We start from the raw sequence: 16,977 nt of genomic DNA, 5'->3' as shown, positions 1-16,977 counted from the left end.
CCGCTCCGGCACCTTTCACGGCGTCAGGCATCGCGCCGGCGCAGCGAGAACGCCGCGACCGCGCCGAGGACGACGACGTAGGCCGCGAGCAGCAGGGCCGCGGTGCCCGCGCCCGGGACGCCGTCGCCGTGCGAGTGCCACAGCGCGTTGCCCAGGTTGGAGGGGAGGTAGGGCACCGTGTGCTGCCACACGGCGTCGTGCGGGAGGCTGTTGACCATGATCGGCAGCACCAGCAGCAGGCCGACCAGGGCCGACATCGCCACCGCGGTGCTGCGGGCCAGCACGCCGACGGACAGGCCGAGCAGCGCGACCGCCGTCAGGTAGAACACCGCGCCGAGCAGCCGGCCGGCCACGCCCGGGTCGCCCAGCCCGACGTGCGGGAGGCGGCCGGCCAGCACGCCCTGACCGGTGAGGAACGCGGTGAGGCAGATCGCCGCGGCCGTGACGAGCGCGAGCCCGGTGAGCAGGGCCGCCTTGGCGGCGAGCACCAGACCGCGCTGCGGCGTCGCGGCGAGCGTGCTGCGGATCAGGCCGGTGCCGTACTCGCTGGTGACCACGAGGGCGCCGAGCACGCCGAAGAACAGCACGCCGACCACCATGAACCCGAAGTTCACGTCGAACGGCACGAACGCCGACTGCCGCGCGGCGTCGAACTGCGACCAGTTCGACACGTAGTTGGCGCACACCAGATCGGCCAGCCCGAGGCAGCAGACGGCGGCGAGCAGCGGGACCGCGAGCACGGACCGCAGCGACCTCAGCTTGATCCACTCGGCCGCGAGGGCGGCGCCGACCCGCCGGTGCGGTGGCACGGACCTGTCGCCGGGGGTGGTCGTGGCGGACATCAGGCGTCCCTCCTTCGGACCAGGACGAGAGCGGCGGCGGCCGCCGCCGACACGTAGGCGGTGAGGACGCCGAGGCCCTGCCAGGGGCCCAGGGTGTACGCGCCGCCGTGCAGCAGTTGCCAGATCTCCTCGCCCGCAGTGCTCGGCAGGAACTCGCCCAGCAGCGCGCCGGTGCGGCCCGGGAGCATGCCCACGGCCACCGGGACCACCAGCAGCACGCCGAACAGCGCGGCCAGCGCCGCCGGCGTGCGCCGCACCAGGGCACCGGTGAACAGGCCGAGCAGGCCGACCAGCGCCAGGTAGAGCCCGCCGCCGAACACCGCGGTGAGCACGCCCGGTTGGCCGAGGGCCGCGTGCGTCGCAGGAGCGGTGAGGACGTGCTGACCGAGGAGGAACGCCGCGAAGCACAGGGCCGTGCTCCAGACCCAGACCACCGCCGTGAGGACCAGCGCCTTCGTCGCCAGCACCTGGACCCGCTGCGGGGTGGCGAGGAAGGTGCCCCGGACCAGGCCGCTGGTGTACTCGCCGGTCACGGTCAGCACCCCCAGCGCGCCCACCAGCAGCTGGGCCAGCTCAATGCCGCGCATGCTCTGGTAGACGGGGTCGAAGTGCGCCCGGTCGGCAGGCGGCATCGTCGCCCAGCCGTTGCGGTAGCCGGCGCTCACCAGCCACCCGCCGACCAGCAGGACGACGGCGGTGGCCAGCAGCACCGCCGGTGCGGAGCGGACCGAGCGGAACTTGATCCACTCGCTCTGCGCGGTGGCCCGCAGGCGGACCGGCCGGGTGGCGGCGGCGCGCGGCGCGGTACCCGCCCGGGTGCTCATGCCGCCACCGGGACCGGCGCGCGGTACTCGACGCTCTCGCCGGTCAGCCTGAAGTAGGCCTCCTCCAGCGAGGCCGTCACATCGTGGAGCTGGTGCAGGACATGGCCCCGCGCGGCAGCGAGTTCGCCGATCCGGGGCGAGGCGAGTCCGGCCACGTCGAGGGTCCCGTCCGGGCGCAGCGTGACCTCGGCCCCGGCGGCGCGCAGGTCCGCGGCCAGGCGCTGCGGGGCGGCCGAGCGGACCTCGACCAGGTCGGCGGAGTGCCGGGCGATCAGCTCCGGCAGCGGCGTGTCCGCCAGCAGCCGCCCGCGGCCGATGACCAGCAGGTGGTCCGCGGTCAGGGCCATCTCGCTCATCAGGTGGCTGGAGACCAGCACGGTGCGGCCTTCGGCGGCCAGCGCGCGCATGAGCGTGCGGATCCACAGGATGCCGTCCGGGTCCAGCCCGTTCACCGGCTCGTCGAACAGCAGCGTTCCCGGGTCGCCCAGCAGCGCGCCCGCGATGCCGAGCCGCTGCGCCATGCCCAGCGAGAAGCTGCCGACCCGCCGGCGCGCCACCGGGGCCAGCCCCACCTGGTCGAGCACCTCGTCGACCCGCGCCCGCGCGATCCCGTTGGCCGCGGCCAGGCTGAGCAGGTGGTTGCGCGCCGAGCGCCCCGGGTGCACGGCGCGCGCGTCCAGCAGCGCGCCGACGTCGTGCAGGGGCCAGACCGTGCCCCGGTACCCGCGTCCGTTCACGGTGACCGTGCCCGACGTCGGCAGGTCGAGGCCGAGGATCATCCGCATCGTCGTCGACTTGCCCGCGCCGTTCGGCCCGAGGAATCCGGTGACCACCCCCGGCCGGACCAGGAAGTCGATCCCGTTGACGGCGGCCGTGTCGCCGTAGACCTTCGTCAGTGCCCGCGCCTCGATCATGTCCCGCTCCCGTCGCTCATGGCACCGACGCTACGGAGCGGGCGACCGGGCCGACCTCGGCCGGTCGGAGGACATCCGGCCGCCGGGCCGCCCGAACCCCCTCCCTGAGGAGGAGACGCCCCCGACGCGGGAGCCGGCCCCCCGACGCGACGCAGGCCGCTGCTGCCGCGCTCGCGGCGGTGGCGCAGCGGTACCGGAGGTGACGGGCCCCGCGTGGGGCTTCCCCGGGCCGGGGTGCCCCGGGCTCCTGATGGGTGCGGCAGCCCGTCCGGAGAGACGATGGAGGGCGACCCGGACGGAAGGAGGGCGGGGATGGGTGCCTCCGAGGAGGATCGGCCGGTGCACGGCGCCGTGCGCCCCGCCGCGTCCGACCCCGGGGGACTGTTGGACCTGCTGGGCGTGGCCGCGGCGGTGCTGGACGCGGACGGGCGGGTCGCCCTGTGGAGCCCGCAGGCCCAGGACCTCTTCGGCTGGAGCGCCGAGGAGGCGCTCGGCCGGTTCGCGGCCGAGCTGATGGTCGCCGAGGAGCACTGGGACCTGATCCTCGAACTGTTCGCCGAGGTGATGCACGGCGGCGGGCGCTGGGCCGGGGTGTTTCCGGTGCGGCACAAGGACGGCAGCACGCGGCTGGTGGAGTTCCGGAACATGCGGCTGCAGGACGAGCACGGCCGCTTCTACGCACTGGGGATCGCCACCGACGAGGCCACGCTGCGCGGGGTCGAGCGGGACCTGGCGCTGTCGGTGCGGCTGGTGGCCCAGTCGCCGCTCGGGCTGGCGGTGCTCGACACCGACCTGAGGTTCGTGATGGGAAACCCCGCGCTGGAGCGGATCAACGGGCTGTCGGTCGCGCAGCACCTCGGCCGCGACGTCCGCGAGGCCCTGCCGTTCCTCGACACCCGGGCCGCCGGGGCCGCGATGCGCCAGGTGCTGGCGAGCGGCGAGCCGCTGGTGGACCAGTTCACCTTCGACCGCTCGGGTGCCGACCCGGGCGGCGACCGCGCCTGGCGGGTGTCCTACTTCCGACTGGACGACTCCGCCGGGCGGGTCATCGGTCTGGCGGTCTCGGTGGTGGACGTCTCGGAGGAGCAGCGGGTGGCCGCCGAGGCGGCCCGTGCGCGGCAGCGACTGGCGCTGGTCGCCCAGGCGTCCGTCCGGATCGGCACCACGCTCGACCTCGGCCGGACCGCCCAGGAGCTCGCCGACTTCGTGGTCCCCGAACTGGCCGACGTCGCCGCGGTCGACCTGCTGGACTCGGTCCTGAGCGGACGGCCGCCCACCCACGGCCCGGTGGCGGGGCCGGTGACCCTGCGGGCGCTGGCGGTCGCGGCGGCCCACCCCTCCGACGCCCTGCGGGCCGCGGACCCGGTGGGGGAGATCGCCAAGTACGACGCCGACCGGCTGGTCACCCGGTGCGTGACCACCGGCCGTGCGGTGCTGCTGACCCGGGTGGCGGCCGAGGACCTGCCGACGGTGGCCCGGGACGGCGGGGCCGCGGCGCTGCTCGCCCGGGCGGGCCTGCACTCCTACCTCGCGGTGCCGCTGATCGCCCGCGGCGAGGTGCTCGGCGCCCTGGACCTCAAACGCCTGGGCGGGGCACGGCCGTTCGACGGGGACGACATCCTGCTGGCGGAGGAACTGGCCGCCCGGGCCGCGGTGTGCATCGACAACGCCCGCTGGTACCAGAGCCAGCGCAACGCGGCCCTGACCCTGCAGCGCCACCTGCTGCCGCACGCGCCCACCCGGTCCGCGGGCCTGCGGCTCGCCTCCCGGTACCAGCCCGCCGGACGCACCGCGCTGGCCGGCGGCGACTGGTTCGACGTCATCGAGCTGGCCGGCGACAAGACCGCCCTGGTCGTCGGCGACGTGATGGGCCACGACATCAACGCCGCCGCCGGGATGGGCCAACTGCGCACCGCCACGCGCACGCTGGCCGATCTCGACCTCGACCCCGCCCAGGTGCTGCACCACTTGGACCGGGTCACCGCCGAACTCGAGGAGACCATCGCCACCTGCGTCTACGCCGTGCACGACCCGCACAGCAGGCAGTGCCGGATCGCCCTGGCCGGTCATCCGCCCCCCGTCCTGGTGCGCCCGGGCCGGGCCCCGGAGCTGCTGGACCTGCCCCCGGGCGCGCCCCTGGGTGTCGGCGGCGTCCGGTTCGAGCCCAGCTGCCTGGAACTGGCCCCCGGTGACCGGCTGCTCCTGTACACCGACGGTCTGGTGGAGACCCGGACCCAGGCCATCGACACCCGCCTGGCCGTCCTCCTCGACCTGCTCCGTCGGCCGCGGCTCCCGCTCGAAGCCACCTGCGACCGCCTGCTGACCGCGCTGCGGCGGGCGGACGACGACGATGACGACGTGGTCCTGCTCATCGCCGAGGTCGACGGGGCGCCGGAGCGGGCCTGACCGCCGGGCGTGCGGGCGACGAATCCGATGGATCGTCAGTTGTAGCTGAAATCAAGCGAGTTGAGTATGAGCACCAGTCAGTTCGGGTGCCGCCGAGCGGGGGAGCTTGCGGCAGTGCGCTGATTCGGGCGGCGCGTGTGCGCTCCGGCCTTGTGCAGGGAACGGGAGTGACTTTTCGTCATGCCCCGAAAAAACTCTGGCGCGAAACCTTGACCGGTCTAGACCAGTCACGCTTTGCTGTTCGGGCCCCCACTCACCCCCACTTCTGGAGTGGCACATGCGATCCATGCCCCGAACTCCCCGTCGCGGCAGGCGCCTCGCGGCGGTGCTGGCCGTCCTGGCCGGCCTCCTCGGCTCGTTCACCGTCCTGGGCGCCGCAACCCCGGCGGCGGCCGCGGACTGCGCGACGGCCTGGAACTCCACCGCGGTCTACACCGGCGGTATGACCGCCTCCTACAGCGGTCACAACTGGCAGGCCAAGTGGTGGACCCAGGGCGAGACGCCCTCCACCGGCGGCTCCGGCGTCTGGGCCGACCAGGGCGCCTGCGGTGGTTCCGGCGGCGGTGGCACCGGCGGCGGTTCCGGCAGCTGCAGCTACCCGGCCTGGGTGGCCGGCCAGTCCTACGCGACCGGCGCGATCGTGCGGTACACCCCCAACGGCCAGTACTACATCGCCACCCACGACAACCCCGGCTACGACCCCACCATCAGCACCTGGTACTGGTCCCCCTACGCCTGCACCGGCGGCACGGGCGGCGGCGGCACCGGCGGGTCCGGCGGATTCGTGGTCAGTGAGGCCCAGTTCAACCAGATGTTCCCGAACCGGAACTCCTTCTACACGTACAGCGGCCTGGTGGCCGCGCTCAGCGCCTACCCCGGCTTCGCCACCACCGGCAGTGCCACCGTGCAGAAGCAGGAGGCCGCGGCCTTCCTGGCCAACGTCGACCACGAGACCGGCGGCCTGGTGTACATCAACGAGATCGACCAGTCCGGGAACTACTGCGCCAGTGAGCCCTACGGCTGTCCGGCCGGCACCAACGCCTACTACGGGCGCGGGCCGATCCAGCTGAGCTGGAACTTCAACTACAAGGCCGCGGGCGACGCCCTCGGCGTCGACCTGCTGGACAACCCGGGCCTGGTCGCGACCGACGCGGCGGTCTCCTGGAAGACCGGCCTGTGGTACTGGAACACCCAGACCGGCCCGGGCACCATGACCGGACACAACGCCATGGTCAACGGCGCGGGCTTCGGCGAGACTATCCGCAGCATCAACGGCAGCATCGAGTGCAACGGCGGCAACACCGCCGAGATGCAGGACCGGGTCAACGACTACACCTCCTTCACCTCGATCCTGGGCGTCCCCGCGGGCTCCAACCTCACCTGCTGACCGCCACGGGTCGGTGCGCAGGAGCGGCGAGGCTCCCGGCGGGCGGGCTGCCGATCAACGGCAGCCCCGCGGCGCCGGGGGCCTCGCCCCTTGCCGGTCCGGCCGAATGTCCCATATGGGACAAAATTGGTATAGACATAGGCAAATGGTCTAGTCCATGATGGAGGGAGGGGCTCCGAGGACCCCCACCCCGCGCCGACCCGGCTCCACGCCGGCACCCGGCACCCGGCTCCTTGCGTCCGACCGGCGGTCGGCCCCGCCTCGCGGCGGGCCCGCGCCCGCAGCGGCTGTGCCCAGCCGCCCGAAACCGTCGACGGGCCAGCCCCACCGTGCTCGACGAGGAGCGACGATGACCGCCACCCACGACCAGGCCCTCACCGGGGCCACCGCGGCGTACCTGCGGTGCTACCCCTACGACAGCTGGAACATGGCCCCGCACCGCCGGGCACTGGAGGAGCACGCCCAGCGCCTCGGCCTGCGCGTCCCGCAGCTCTACCTGGACAACGGCACGTCCTCCAGTGCGTCCCGGCCCCAGCTGCGCCTGCTGCTCGCGCACGTGTCGATGGGCCTGGTCGACACCGTCCTGGTGCCCGGACACTGGGTCTTCTCCCTGAACCCCGCGACCTCCCACGCCGTCGTGGCGTTCCTCCGAGCAGCGGGCGCCCGGGTCGTGGACCTGCCGAAGCCGTCGTCCGCGCCGGGGGCGAGCCGCCTCGCGGGGTGAGCGCGGCAGCCCGCCGATCGGCAGCCGACCGGTCGGTTGCCCGCCGGTCGGGGACCGGTCAGCAGGCGGCTCACCGCCGGCTGAGCACCTGGCGCTCGCGCAGCACGGTGACGCCCTCGCCGTCGAGCTCGTCGAGGTACCCGGCGCGGCCGGCCATGGCCATGACGAGGGCCAGCGTGCGGCCGGACACCTGTGGCCCGGTGCCGGTGGTGAACGGGCCGTCGGTGGCCGTCAGCCGCAGGCCGCGGCTGCGCGTCCTGGTGGAGACGGGCAGGTCGGAGCGCCCGTAGTAGTCGGCCAGCGCGGTCAACGTGGCCGTGGGGTAGGCCCGTTCGACGCCGAGCGGCCGGCGGATGTCCTCGCCGTGCACGACGGTCTCACCGAGCATCGCCAGGGTGGAGGGGATCGGCTTGGTCGTGCTGGTGGCCACCCGGCGGAACCGGTCGAGCGTCTCGGCCGGGGTGGCGCCCAGCTGCTCGGCCAGCCGCATGGCCACCTGCCGGTCGAAGTCGAAGCGGCAGCGGATCACGCCCGCCATCCAGCGCAGCTGGTTCAGGCTCGCCCCCGCGGTCAGGTGCGCCAGCACCTCGCGCACGGTGAGCCCCTCGCACAGCGACGGGGTGGTCCACTGCTGATCGGTCAGCTGCGCGAGGTCGGCGGCCAGGGCGGCCCGCTCGGCGTGGATCAGCGACCAGGTGGCGGCGGCCGTGGGCGCGGCGGGTCGGGAGGCGGGGGTCGGGGGCGGGGTCGGCGAGGACATGCGGAGGGTGCTCCTGTGCAGTGGTCGGACGGGCAGGGTACCGGGCAGCGGCGGGCGGGGTGCCGTTCTCAGGAGGGCCTCCCCGGGGTGTCGCGACGTCCGGTCGAAGGAGGTGACTCCCCGGGTGCGGCAGAATCGTCGCTCGTGGGCGAGGAAATTCCGGCGGGCTCGGCAACGGGCCCCGAAACAGGCCCCGCAGCGGGTTCCGAGGCGAACCCGGCAGCGGACTCCGCAGCGGACTCCGTGGCGGGCGACCTGGCCCGGGCGCGCGCGGGGGACGACGCCGCGTTCTCCCGCCTGGTGGCGCCCCTGCGCCAGGAGCTGCACGCGCACTGCTACCGGATGCTCGGCTCCACCCACGACGCGGACGACGCCCTGCAGGAGGCACTGCTGCGGGCCTGGCGGGGCCTGAGCCGCTTCGAGGGGCGCAGCTCACTGCGCGCCTGGCTCTACACCGTCGCCACCCGCGCCTGCCTGGACGCCGTCGGCCGGCGCGGCAGGCGGGCGATGCCGATCGACCTCGGCCCGGCGAGCGACCACGCCGTGGTCGACGCCACCCCGCTCACCGAGGTCGCCTGGCTCGGCCCGTACCCCGACGCGGGCCTGCCCGCCGGCCCGGCCGGTCCGGCCGCGCGGTACGAGCAGCGCGAGGCCGTCGAACTCGCCTTCGTCGCCGCCGTGCAGCACCTGCCGGGCAACCAGCGGGCCGCGCTGCTCCTCTTCGACGTGCTCGGATTCTCCGCCGCCGAGATCGCCGCGATGATGGACACCTCGACCACCGCGGTGAACTCCGCGCTGGCCCGCGCCCGTCGGCTGCTCGCGGAGCGCGTCCCGGCCGGTTCGCAGCAGCAGGCCCTGCGCAGGCTCGGCGACGCGCGGGTCCGCGAGACCGTCACCGCCTTCGCCACCGCCCTGGAACGCGGCGACGCCGACGCCCTGGTCGCCCTGCTCACCGCGGACGTCACCTGGTCGATGCCCCCGCTGGCCCAGTGGTACCGGGGCCGCGACGCCGTGATGGACTTCGCGGTCCAGGTGCCGCTGACCCGCTGTCCCAGCTGGCGCCTGCGCCGGACCTCGGCGAACGGCCAGCCCGCGGTCGCCTGCTACGTGGGCCCGCACCGCACGGCCCCGCACACGGCGTGGTCGATCACGGTGCTGACCCTGCGCGGCGGGCTCGTCGAGGGCCTCACCTCGTTCCTGGGCGCGGAGCACGTGCGGCGGTTCGGGCTGCCCGAGGAGTGGGCCTGACCGGTCGCCCGCAGCTGCCGGCCGCCCCGCCCGGTCACCGCCTGCTCCACTCCTCGGCCAGCAACTCGTAGGAGCGCACCCGGTCCTCGTGCTGGTGGGTGACGGTGGTGACGATCAGCTCGTCCGCGCCGGTGGCGTCGCGGAGGACCTCCAACCGGTCGGCGACCTGGCGCGGCGAGCCGACGAACTGGGTCTCGGTGCGATCCGCCACCAGGGCTCGGTCCGCCTCGGTCCAGGCGTGCGCGCGGGCTTCGGCGGGGGTGGGGAAGGGGATGGCGCCGTCGCCGCTGCGGATGCTGCGCACCCAGAGGCCGTAGCCGGTGGCCAGGTCCCGGGCGGTGGCCTCGTCCTCGGCGACCACCACGTCGGCGGAGACGCTGACGTGCGGGCGGTCGAGGGCGGCGGACGGCCGGAAGGCGGCCCGGTACGCCTGCGCCGCCTCCAGTACGGTGGCCGGGCTGACGTGGTAGTTCGCGGCGAACCGCAGGCCGTGGGCGCCGGCCACCTCGGCGCTGATCCCGGCACTGCTGCCCAGGATCCAGACCTGGAGGTCGGCGCCCTCGCCGGGCACCACGTGCGCCGCGGTGCCGTCCGCGGTGGTGTAGGTGCCCGCGAGCAGGGCCAGGATGTCGGCGATCTGCTCGTCGTAGGGCTGGGGCCGGGCGCCCGGCTGCTGGAGCAGCTGCCGGTGCAGGGCGAAGCGCGGGTGGCTCAGCAGGTGTTCGTAGGAGAACCGGGCCGGGATCACCAGACCGCCCGGGGTGCGGCCGTCGGTGACGGGCACCGCGCCGACCAGGGCGGGCCGGCGGGCTCCGGTCGGGGCGGGTCCGCCGCCCGAACGGCCGAGACCGAGGTCGAACCGGCCGGGGTGCAGCGCGTCGAGCAGCCCGAACTCCTCGACGGTGGCCAGGGCGGTGCGGTGGCCGAGCTGTACCGCGCCGGCGCCGAGCCGGATGGTCGAGGTCGCCGCGGCGGTGAGGGCCAGCACGACGGCGGGGGAGGTGCCGGCGACGCCGGGGTTGAGGTGGTGCTCGGCGAACCAGTAGCGCGCGTAGCCGAGGTCCTCCGCGTGCTGGGCGAGGTCGATGCTGTTGCGCAGGGCCCGGGCCGCGTCCGAGCCGGAGGAGATCGGGACCAGGTCGAGGACGGTGAGCGGGGTGTTGGCCATGGCGGGGTCCTTCGTCAGGGCGCGGCGGGGCCGGCGGGCACGGTCGGGCGCGGCGCGCCGAGCCCGAGGTGGTCGCGCAGGGTCTCGCCCGCGTACTCGGTGCGGAACACCCCGCGCTCCTGGAGCAGCGGGACGACGGTGTCCGCGAACTCGTCCAGGCCGCCCGGGGTCAGGTGGGGCACCAGGATGAATCCGTCGGCGGCGTCGGTCTGCACCGACTCGTTCAGCGCCTCGGCGACCGCGGCCGGGGTGCCGATGAAGGTCTGACGCCCCGTCACCTCGATGACGAGCTCGCGGATCGAGAGGTTCTTGGCCTCCGCCAGCGCACGCCACTCGGCGGCGGTGGCCAGCGGGTCGCGGTGCATCCGTACCGAGGCCCGGCCCTGCGCCACCGTGTGCTCGCCGACGAGCGGGTCGACCTCCGGGAGCGGTCCGTCGGGGTCGTACCCGCCGAGGTCGCGGTTCCACAGCTGCTCCAGCAGCCGGATCGCCGTCTGGCCGCTGACCTGCTGACGACGGATCAGGGCCGCCTTCTCCCGGGCCTCGGCGTCGGTGTCGCCGAGCACGAAGGTGACGCCGGGCAGGATCTTCAACTCGTCCCGGCTGCGGCCGTGGCGGGCCAGCCGGGCCTTGACGTCGGCGTAGAAGGCCCGGCCGGCCTCCGGGGTGCCGTGCCGGGTGAAGATGGCGTCGGCCGCCGAGGCCGCGAACTCGCGCCCCTCCTCCGAGTCGCCCGCCTGGAAGACGACCGGGCGGCCCTGCGGACTGCGCGGGACGTTGAACCGGCCGGAGATGTCGAACTGGCTGACGCGGTGGTCGAACCGGCCCGGGTTCGGCTCCCGGAGGAAGACGCCGTTCTCCCGGTCCGCCACGATCTCGTCGCCGCGCCAGGAGTCGAACAGCACCCCGGCGGCCGCGAGGAACTGCCGGGCCCGTTCGTAGCGGTCCTCCTGCGCGAGGAAGCCGCCGCGGCGGAAGTTCTCGCCGGTGAAGGCGTCCCAGGAGGTGACCACGTTCCACGCCGCGCGGCCCGCCGACAGGTGGTCGAGCGAGGCGAACTGCCGTGCCACCTCGTAGGGTTCGTTGAAGGTGGTGTTGACCGTCCCGGCCAGGCCGAGCCGGTCCGTGACGGCGGCCAGCGCCGCCAGCACGGTGAAGGTGTCGGGACGCCCGACCACGTCCAGGTCGTAGATCTCGCCGTTCTGCTCGCGCAGGCGCAGCCCCTCGGCGAGGAAGAGGAAGTCGAACTTGGCGCGCTCGGCGGTCCGCGCGAGGTGGACGAAGGAGCTGAAGTCGATCTGGCTGCCGGCCGCCGGGTCGCTCCACACGGTGGTGTTGTTCACGCCGGGGAAGTGGGCGGCGAGGTGGATCTGCTTGACGGGCTTGCTCATGACGGGTGCGGTCCCTCCGGCTCAGGCGTGGGTGCCGGCGGCGCCGGGGGCGACGGCGGCGTAGCGGTTGGCGGGGCGCGGCAGGCCGAGCAGTCCGCGCAGGGTGGCCGCCTCGTAGGCGGTGCGGAAGAGCCCGCGGCGCTGGAGCTCCGGCACCAGGTGACGGGTGATCTGCTCCAGGTCGTACGGCAGGGCCGCGGGGCGCAGGCGGAAGCCGGTGAGCCCGGCCTGCTGCCACGCGCCGAGCAGGTCGGCGAGTTCGGCGGGCGTGCCGGTGAAGATCAGGGCGTCGCTGGTGTACGCCGCGCCGGCCCGGGCGTCCAGGCGGGCCGCGCGGTCGGCGGCGGCGCCCGGGGCGGAGTCGAGGTGGACCACCAGGTCGGCGAAGACGTGCACGGTGTCGGCCGTGCGGCCCGCGGCCGCCTGCGCCTCCCGGACGGTGGCGACGATCGACCGGGCGTCCTCGGCGTCGCGCGGCGTGGTGAACGCCAGGTCGGACGACCGCCCGGCGAGCCGGTAGGGCTCGCCGCGGTGCGCGAGGGCGGCCACGACCGGCTGGCCCTGCGGCGGGCGCGGGGTGATGGACGGCCCGCGCACGCTGAACCGGCTGCCCTCGAAGTCGATGTAGTGGAGCTTGGCGCGGTCGACGAAGCGGCCGGTGGCCACGTCGCGGATCTCGGCGTCGTCCTCCCAACTGTCCCAGAGCCGGCGCAGCACCTCGACGTAGTCCTCCGCCTCGCCGAACAGCTCCCGGAGGACCGCCAGCCCCGCCGGGGAGTCGAAGTCCTCGACCCGCAGGCGCGGCGGCGCCGCACGCCGGCCGAAGTGCGCGGCCTCGTCGGTCCGCCCGGACACCTTCACCCGCAGGCCTGCCCGCCCGCCGCTGACGTAGTCGAGCGTGGCGACGGCCTTGGAGAGGTGGAACGGCTCGGTGTGGGTGACCACCGCGGTCGGCACCAGGCCGATGTGGCGGGTCAGCGGCGCGATCCGGGCGGCGATCAGCACGGCGTCGAGCCGGCCGCGCACCTGGTCGGTCCGCTCGTCCGGCTCGAACGGGTCGGCGGACTGCAGGGAGAGGGAGTCCTCGAAGGTCACCAGGTCCAGCAGGCCGCGCTCGGCCTCGGCCACCAGGTCGGCCCAGTAGCGGGCGGTGAGCAGGTCGGCCGGGCGGGCACCGGGCTCGCGCCAGGCCGCGGGGTGCCAGCCGGCGCCCTCCAGCGCGACGGCCAGATGCAGTGGTGCAGGGGACTGGGGCATGGGAAGGGACCACTTCCTGGGGCAGGGGAGGGACGGGTGCGCGGCACGGGCGCGTGCGGCCCGCGGCAGGTGGACTCGGTCGGCGAACGCGGTGCGTGGACGCGGCGGTCGGCGCCGGGCTACGGCTTTGGGCTACGGCGCCGGGCAAGCCGGTGCCGTCGCCCGGTGACGCGGGAGCGAGGGGCACCGGACCGATGGGTGCAGGGGCAGCCGGCGCGCGAGCGGAAGGACTGGGGGAGGCGGGCGCCGGACGGAGGGCGCGGTGCGGCGACCCGGGTCAGGCGACGGCGTGCTTGAGCGCCGGACAGAGCGCGGTGGTCACGCGCTGCAGGTCGATGTGGAGCCGCGCGGACGTCGTGGTGACGCGGCAGCGCGCCTTGACGGTGACGACCGCGGGCTTCCTGCGGGTCTGCCGCACTGCCGTCACCTCCGTTCCGTTCGGGCCTGTTGCTGACACTCGTGACCTTGCTGCACCGTAACCCGGGCCCGGCGTCCGGCACAATCCCGTCGAAAGAACGGTGAACAGGGGCCACTTGACGAGCCCTCGGTGATCGTGACCGTCGTCTCACGCCCTGATCGTCCGTTGACAGCCGTCGCGGACCGCACCTACCTTGGCCGCCAGAACGGTCATGAGCGTCAGCGACGAGCCCCGGCTTGCTGACCGGCAACCCTCCTGCGCGGCGGGGTGCCCCGGGTGAGGACCAGACCGGAATTCGGTAAGCGCGAGGCCCCACGGGGCGGGAACGGCGAGGGTGACGGCGATGCACGCAGCTCCGGGGACGGCCGCACAGCGGCACCGCGGCCGCGCTGCGGCGTTCCTGGACCGGCCGGTCGACCTGCTCCGCGTCAGCAGTGCCCAATGTACGACCTCCAGCAGCGCCTGCTGTCCGAGCTGACGGCTGCCTGACGCACGCCCGCCGCGGCGTGCCCCTCCATCAACCCTCCCGCGACGCCGTGTGCTTCCGCACACCGGGCCGCGGGGTCCCCGTCCCGCCGTGTGCGCGCCCACCTTGCCGGTGCGGCGCCCGCACCGGCATTCGCTGGAGTCTGCGCATGAGCGAGTCCCTCGCCCCCGCCGCGCCGCCGAGCGCGACCGGCCGTCCGCCCCAGGCGGACCCCTCTCTGCCTCAACCTCCCCTTCCCTCAAGCGAGTCCAAGGCGAAAGCCGGCCCGCCCGCGGCGCAGGTCGGTCCGCCGGCGGCGCAGGTCGGTCCGCCGGCGGCGCAGCGGGTGGTGCCGCTGCGCCACCCCGGCCGTTGGATCACCAGCGCCGTCGCCCTGGTCCTGCTCGCCCAACTCGTCCACGGGCTGGCGACCAACCCCTTCTACCAGTGGGACCGCTTCCAGTACTGGTTCGTCCGGCCGGTCATCGCCGACGGCCTGGCCGTCACCCTGGAAGTGACCGCCTTCAGCGCCGTGCTCGGCCTGGCTGGCGGAATCCTCCTCGCGCTGGCCCGGCTCTCCCGCAACCCGGTGCTGCGCGCGCTCAGTTGGGCCTACGTGTGGCTGTTCCGCTCCGTTCCCCTGATCGTGGTTCTGCTGTTCCTCTACAACTTCAGCGCGCTGTACCGCACGTTGAGCCTCGGCGTGCCGTTCGGGCCGGCCTTCTGGCACGTCCAGGAGTCGAAGCTGGCCACCGACCTCGTGATCGCGGTCGTCGGACTCAGCCTCAACGAAGCCGCCTACGCCGCCGAAGTGGTCCGGGCCGGCCTGCTCGCCGTCGACCAGGGCCAGCACGAGGCGGCCGCCGCCCTGGGACTGCCGAGGCGCTACCAGTTCACCCGGATCGTCTTCCCGCAGGCGCTGCGCGCGATCGTCCCGTCCTACGTCAACCAGCTGATCGGCCTGGTCAAGAGCACCTCGCTGGTCTTCTACGTCTCGCTGCTCGACCTGTTCGGCTCCGTCCAGAGCATGGGCAGCACCTATCCCGGCGACATCGTGCCGCTGCTCCTGGTCGCGACCGTCTGGTACGTGATCCTCACCAGCGTGGTCTCGGTGGTCCAGTTCTACGTCGAGCGCCACTACGCGCGCGGTGCGCTGCGCACCCTCCCGCCCACCCCGCTGCAGCAGGTGCGCCTCGCCCTCGCCGCGCTGCGGGCGCGCATTCGGAAGGAGATCGCGGTATGAGCACGCTGAACGCCGCCGAGCCGGTGGCGCCGGTCCCGGGTGCGGAGACCGCCGCCGCGGTCGAAGTCCGCGACGTGCACAAGCGGTTCGGGGCCCACCGGGTCCTCGACGGCATCGATCTGACGGTCGCCGCCGGGCAGGTGACCGTCGTCATCGGCCCGTCCGGCTCCGGCAAGTCCACCCTGCTCCGGGTGATCAACCACCTGGAGAAGCCGGAGCGGGGGCAGGTCAGCCTGGGCGGCGAGCTGATCGGGGTCCGCCGGCACCGCGGCCGGCTCCGTGAACTGAGCGAGCGTCAGATCCTGCTCCAACGCGGCCGGATCGGGTTCGTCTTCCAGCAGTTCAACCTCTTCCCGCACCTGACCGTGCTCGACAACGTGGCGGCCGCGCCGGTGGCCACCGGACGGCTGCGCAGGCCGGAGGCGCAGCAGCTGGCGCGAACCCTGCTCGGCCGGGTGGGGCTGGGCGACCGGACCGCCGCCTACCCGCGCCAACTGTCGGGCGGGCAGCAGCAGCGCGTGGCGATCGCCCGCGCGCTGGCGCTGCGGCCGAGCGTCATCCTCTTCGACGAGCCCACCTCGGCCCTCGACCCCGAACTGGTCGGTGAGGTGCTGGCGGTCATCAAGGACCTCGCCACCGGCGGCACCACCCTGGTCATCGTCACCCACGAGATCGGCTTCGCCCGCGAGGTCGCCGACCACGTCGTCTTCATGGACGGCGGTCGGATCCTCGAACAGGGTTCGCCCGAGCAGGTGTTGGACCAGCCGCAGCACCCGCGCACCCGGGAGTTCCTGAGCCGGGTCCTCTGATCCGGCGGTGGTTTCACCGCGCCCTTCTCGTTCTTCGACCCGTCGCTCCTCCTCTCACGCACGCACCTCCTCCCACGCACAAGGAAGACCCATGCCCAGCGCTCGCAGCAGCCTCCTCCGCGCCCTGTCCGCAGGCACCGCCGCCACCACGCTCGCCGTCACCCTCGCCGCCTGCTCGAGCTCTGCCGCCGGCCCCGCGGCCGCCCCGGCCGGCCAAGCCGTGAACGGCGTGGTCACGGTGGCCGCCCTGTCCAACGGCGCGGGCACCCAGGCCGATCTCACGGCCGCCGAAGTTCCCTCGCTGCACGCCGAGTTGCCGGAGTCGGTGGCCAAGAGCGGGCAACTGGTCATCGGGGTAGGGGCGCTGCCCGCCGGCTTCCCGCCACTGGCCTTCGTCGGCAGTGACCAGAAGACCCTCACCGGTTCGGAACCCGATCTCGGGCGCCTGGTCGCCGCCGTCCTCGGCCTCAAGCCCGTGGTGCAGAACTCGACCTGGGAGAACCTCTTCGTCGGCATCGACAGCGGCCGGACCGACGTCGCCTTCTCCAACGTCACCGACACCGAGGAGCGCAAGAAGAAGTACGAGTTCGCCTCCTACCGCCAGGACAACCTGGCCTTCGAGGTCCTCAAGAGCAGCACGTGGAGCTTCAACGGCGACTACACCACCCTGGCCGGGAAGACGGTCGCGGTCAGCTCCGGCACCAACCAGGAGAAGATCCTGCTGGAGTGGCAGGCCAAGCTGCAGGCGGCCGGCCAGCAGCTCACCGTCAAGCACTTCCCGGACAGCAACAGCTCCCACCTGGCGGTGGTCAGCGGTCAGATCGACGCCTACTTCGGGCCCAACCCCGGCATCGCCTACCAGATCGCCCAGGACGCCAAGTCCCCCGCGCCGACCCGCAATGCCGGCACCTACTCCGGGGCGGGCGCGTCGCTGCAGGGCCTGATCGCGGCGACCACCAAGAAGGACAGCGGGTTGGCCAAGCCGGTCGCCGACGCGATCAACCACCTGATCCAGCAAGGCCAGTACGCGAAGTGGCTGGCCGCGTGGAACCTCTCCAACGAGGCGGTCACCAGCTCGCAGCTCAATCCGCCCGGGCTGCCGCTGACCAACTCCTGACCC

The 16,977-nt window shown here is 74.0% G+C and carries 15 protein-coding genes and 1 riboswitch; of the genes, 7 read left to right on the top strand and 8 right to left on the bottom strand.

The features are described 5' to 3' along the window. Positions 1 to 23: 23 nt before the first annotated feature. Genes ACFW1A_RS11660 through ACFW1A_RS11650 form a run of 3 tightly spaced genes read right to left on the bottom strand, consistent with a single transcriptional unit; the run spans position 24 to position 2,580 of the window. Entirely contained in the window at positions 24 to 842 is an 819-nt protein-coding gene (locus ACFW1A_RS11660) for an ABC transporter permease (RefSeq protein ID WP_380407653.1), read from the bottom strand. After that, positions 842 to 1,666, bottom strand: coding sequence for an ABC transporter permease (locus ACFW1A_RS11655; RefSeq protein ID WP_380407651.1), 825 nt, complete (start codon positions 1,664 to 1,666; stop codon positions 842 to 844). The genes ACFW1A_RS11660 and ACFW1A_RS11655 overlap by 1 nt, the downstream gene beginning before the upstream one ends. Further along, positions 1,663 to 2,580 carry an ABC transporter ATP-binding protein gene (locus ACFW1A_RS11650; RefSeq protein ID WP_380407649.1) on the bottom strand — a complete coding sequence of 306 codons (918 nt, stop codon included), beginning with the start codon at positions 2,578 to 2,580 and terminating at the stop codon, positions 1,663 to 1,665. The genes ACFW1A_RS11655 and ACFW1A_RS11650 overlap by 4 nt, the downstream gene beginning before the upstream one ends. Before the next feature lie 312 nt (positions 2,581 to 2,892). Between ACFW1A_RS11650 and ACFW1A_RS11645 the strand changes: the two genes are divergently transcribed. The 3 genes from ACFW1A_RS11645 to ACFW1A_RS11635 all read left to right on the top strand — a co-directional run bounded on the left by ACFW1A_RS11645 (position 2,893) and on the right by ACFW1A_RS11635 (position 7,097). Then, positions 2,893 to 4,986, top strand: coding sequence for a SpoIIE family protein phosphatase (locus ACFW1A_RS11645; RefSeq protein WP_380407647.1), 2,094 nt, complete (start codon positions 2,893 to 2,895; stop codon positions 4,984 to 4,986). Between the two features lie 277 nt (positions 4,987 to 5,263). Continuing rightward, positions 5,264 to 6,373, top strand: coding sequence for a glycoside hydrolase family 19 protein (locus ACFW1A_RS11640; protein WP_380407645.1), 1,110 nt, complete (start codon positions 5,264 to 5,266; stop codon positions 6,371 to 6,373). Between the two features lie 349 nt (positions 6,374 to 6,722). Next, positions 6,723 to 7,097 (top strand): recombinase family protein, encoded by a 375-nt coding sequence (locus ACFW1A_RS11635; RefSeq protein ID WP_380407643.1) that lies wholly within the window; start codon positions 6,723 to 6,725, stop codon positions 7,095 to 7,097. 70 nt (positions 7,098 to 7,167) lie between these two features. Here the strand turns inward: ACFW1A_RS11635 and ACFW1A_RS11630 are convergent, their stop codons facing one another. After that, positions 7,168 to 7,857, bottom strand: coding sequence for a maleylpyruvate isomerase family mycothiol-dependent enzyme (locus ACFW1A_RS11630; protein WP_380407641.1), 690 nt, complete (start codon positions 7,855 to 7,857; stop codon positions 7,168 to 7,170). A gap of 243 nt (positions 7,858 to 8,100) precedes the next feature. Between ACFW1A_RS11630 and ACFW1A_RS11625 the strand changes: the two genes are divergently transcribed. Continuing rightward, entirely contained in the window at positions 8,101 to 9,105 is a 1,005-nt protein-coding gene (locus tag ACFW1A_RS11625) for a sigma-70 family RNA polymerase sigma factor (protein WP_380407639.1), read from the top strand. 34 nt (positions 9,106 to 9,139) lie between these two features. Here the strand turns inward: ACFW1A_RS11625 and ACFW1A_RS11620 are convergent, their stop codons facing one another. The 4 genes from ACFW1A_RS11620 to ACFW1A_RS11605 all read right to left on the bottom strand — a co-directional run bounded on the left by ACFW1A_RS11620 (position 9,140) and on the right by ACFW1A_RS11605 (position 13,339). Further along, a complete protein-coding gene (locus ACFW1A_RS11620) occupies positions 9,140 to 10,273 on the bottom strand; it encodes an LLM class flavin-dependent oxidoreductase (protein ID WP_380407637.1) in 1,134 nt (377 codons plus the stop codon). Between the two features lie 14 nt (positions 10,274 to 10,287). Further along, a complete protein-coding gene (locus ACFW1A_RS11615; RefSeq protein WP_380407635.1) occupies positions 10,288 to 11,664 on the bottom strand; it encodes an NtaA/DmoA family FMN-dependent monooxygenase in 1,377 nt (458 codons plus the stop codon). A gap of 21 nt (positions 11,665 to 11,685) precedes the next feature. Next, entirely contained in the window at positions 11,686 to 12,921 is a 1,236-nt protein-coding gene (locus tag ACFW1A_RS11610; protein ID WP_380407633.1) for an LLM class flavin-dependent oxidoreductase, read from the bottom strand. Between the two features lie 277 nt (positions 12,922 to 13,198). Continuing rightward, positions 13,199 to 13,339: a putative leader peptide gene (locus tag ACFW1A_RS11605; RefSeq protein WP_380407631.1), complete on the bottom strand. Its 141-nt coding sequence runs from the start codon at positions 13,337 to 13,339 to the stop codon at positions 13,199 to 13,201. 207 nt (positions 13,340 to 13,546) lie between these two features. After that, a riboswitch (SAM riboswitch) is annotated at positions 13,547 to 13,650 on the top strand. A gap of 324 nt (positions 13,651 to 13,974) precedes the next feature. Here ACFW1A_RS11605 and ACFW1A_RS11600 point away from each other — a divergent pair. The 3 genes from ACFW1A_RS11600 to ACFW1A_RS11590 all read left to right on the top strand — a co-directional run bounded on the left by ACFW1A_RS11600 (position 13,975) and on the right by ACFW1A_RS11590 (position 16,974). After that, entirely contained in the window at positions 13,975 to 15,048 is a 1,074-nt protein-coding gene (locus ACFW1A_RS11600) for an amino acid ABC transporter permease (protein ID WP_380407629.1), read from the top strand. Further along, positions 15,045 to 15,857, top strand: coding sequence for an amino acid ABC transporter ATP-binding protein (locus ACFW1A_RS11595; RefSeq protein ID WP_380407627.1), 813 nt, complete (start codon positions 15,045 to 15,047; stop codon positions 15,855 to 15,857). The genes ACFW1A_RS11600 and ACFW1A_RS11595 overlap by 4 nt, the downstream gene beginning before the upstream one ends. 91 nt (positions 15,858 to 15,948) lie before the next feature. After that, positions 15,949 to 16,974, top strand: coding sequence for a transporter substrate-binding domain-containing protein (locus tag ACFW1A_RS11590; protein ID WP_380407625.1), 1,026 nt, complete (start codon positions 15,949 to 15,951; stop codon positions 16,972 to 16,974). Positions 16,975 to 16,977: the final 3 nt, after the last annotated feature.

This window comes from Kitasatospora sp. NPDC058965 (genome assembly GCF_042741245.1).
GTDB lineage: Bacteria > Actinomycetota > Actinomycetes > Streptomycetales > Streptomycetaceae > Kitasatospora.
Note: the sequence above shows the minus strand (reverse complement) of the source record. Positions and strands in the feature narration are given on the sequence as shown.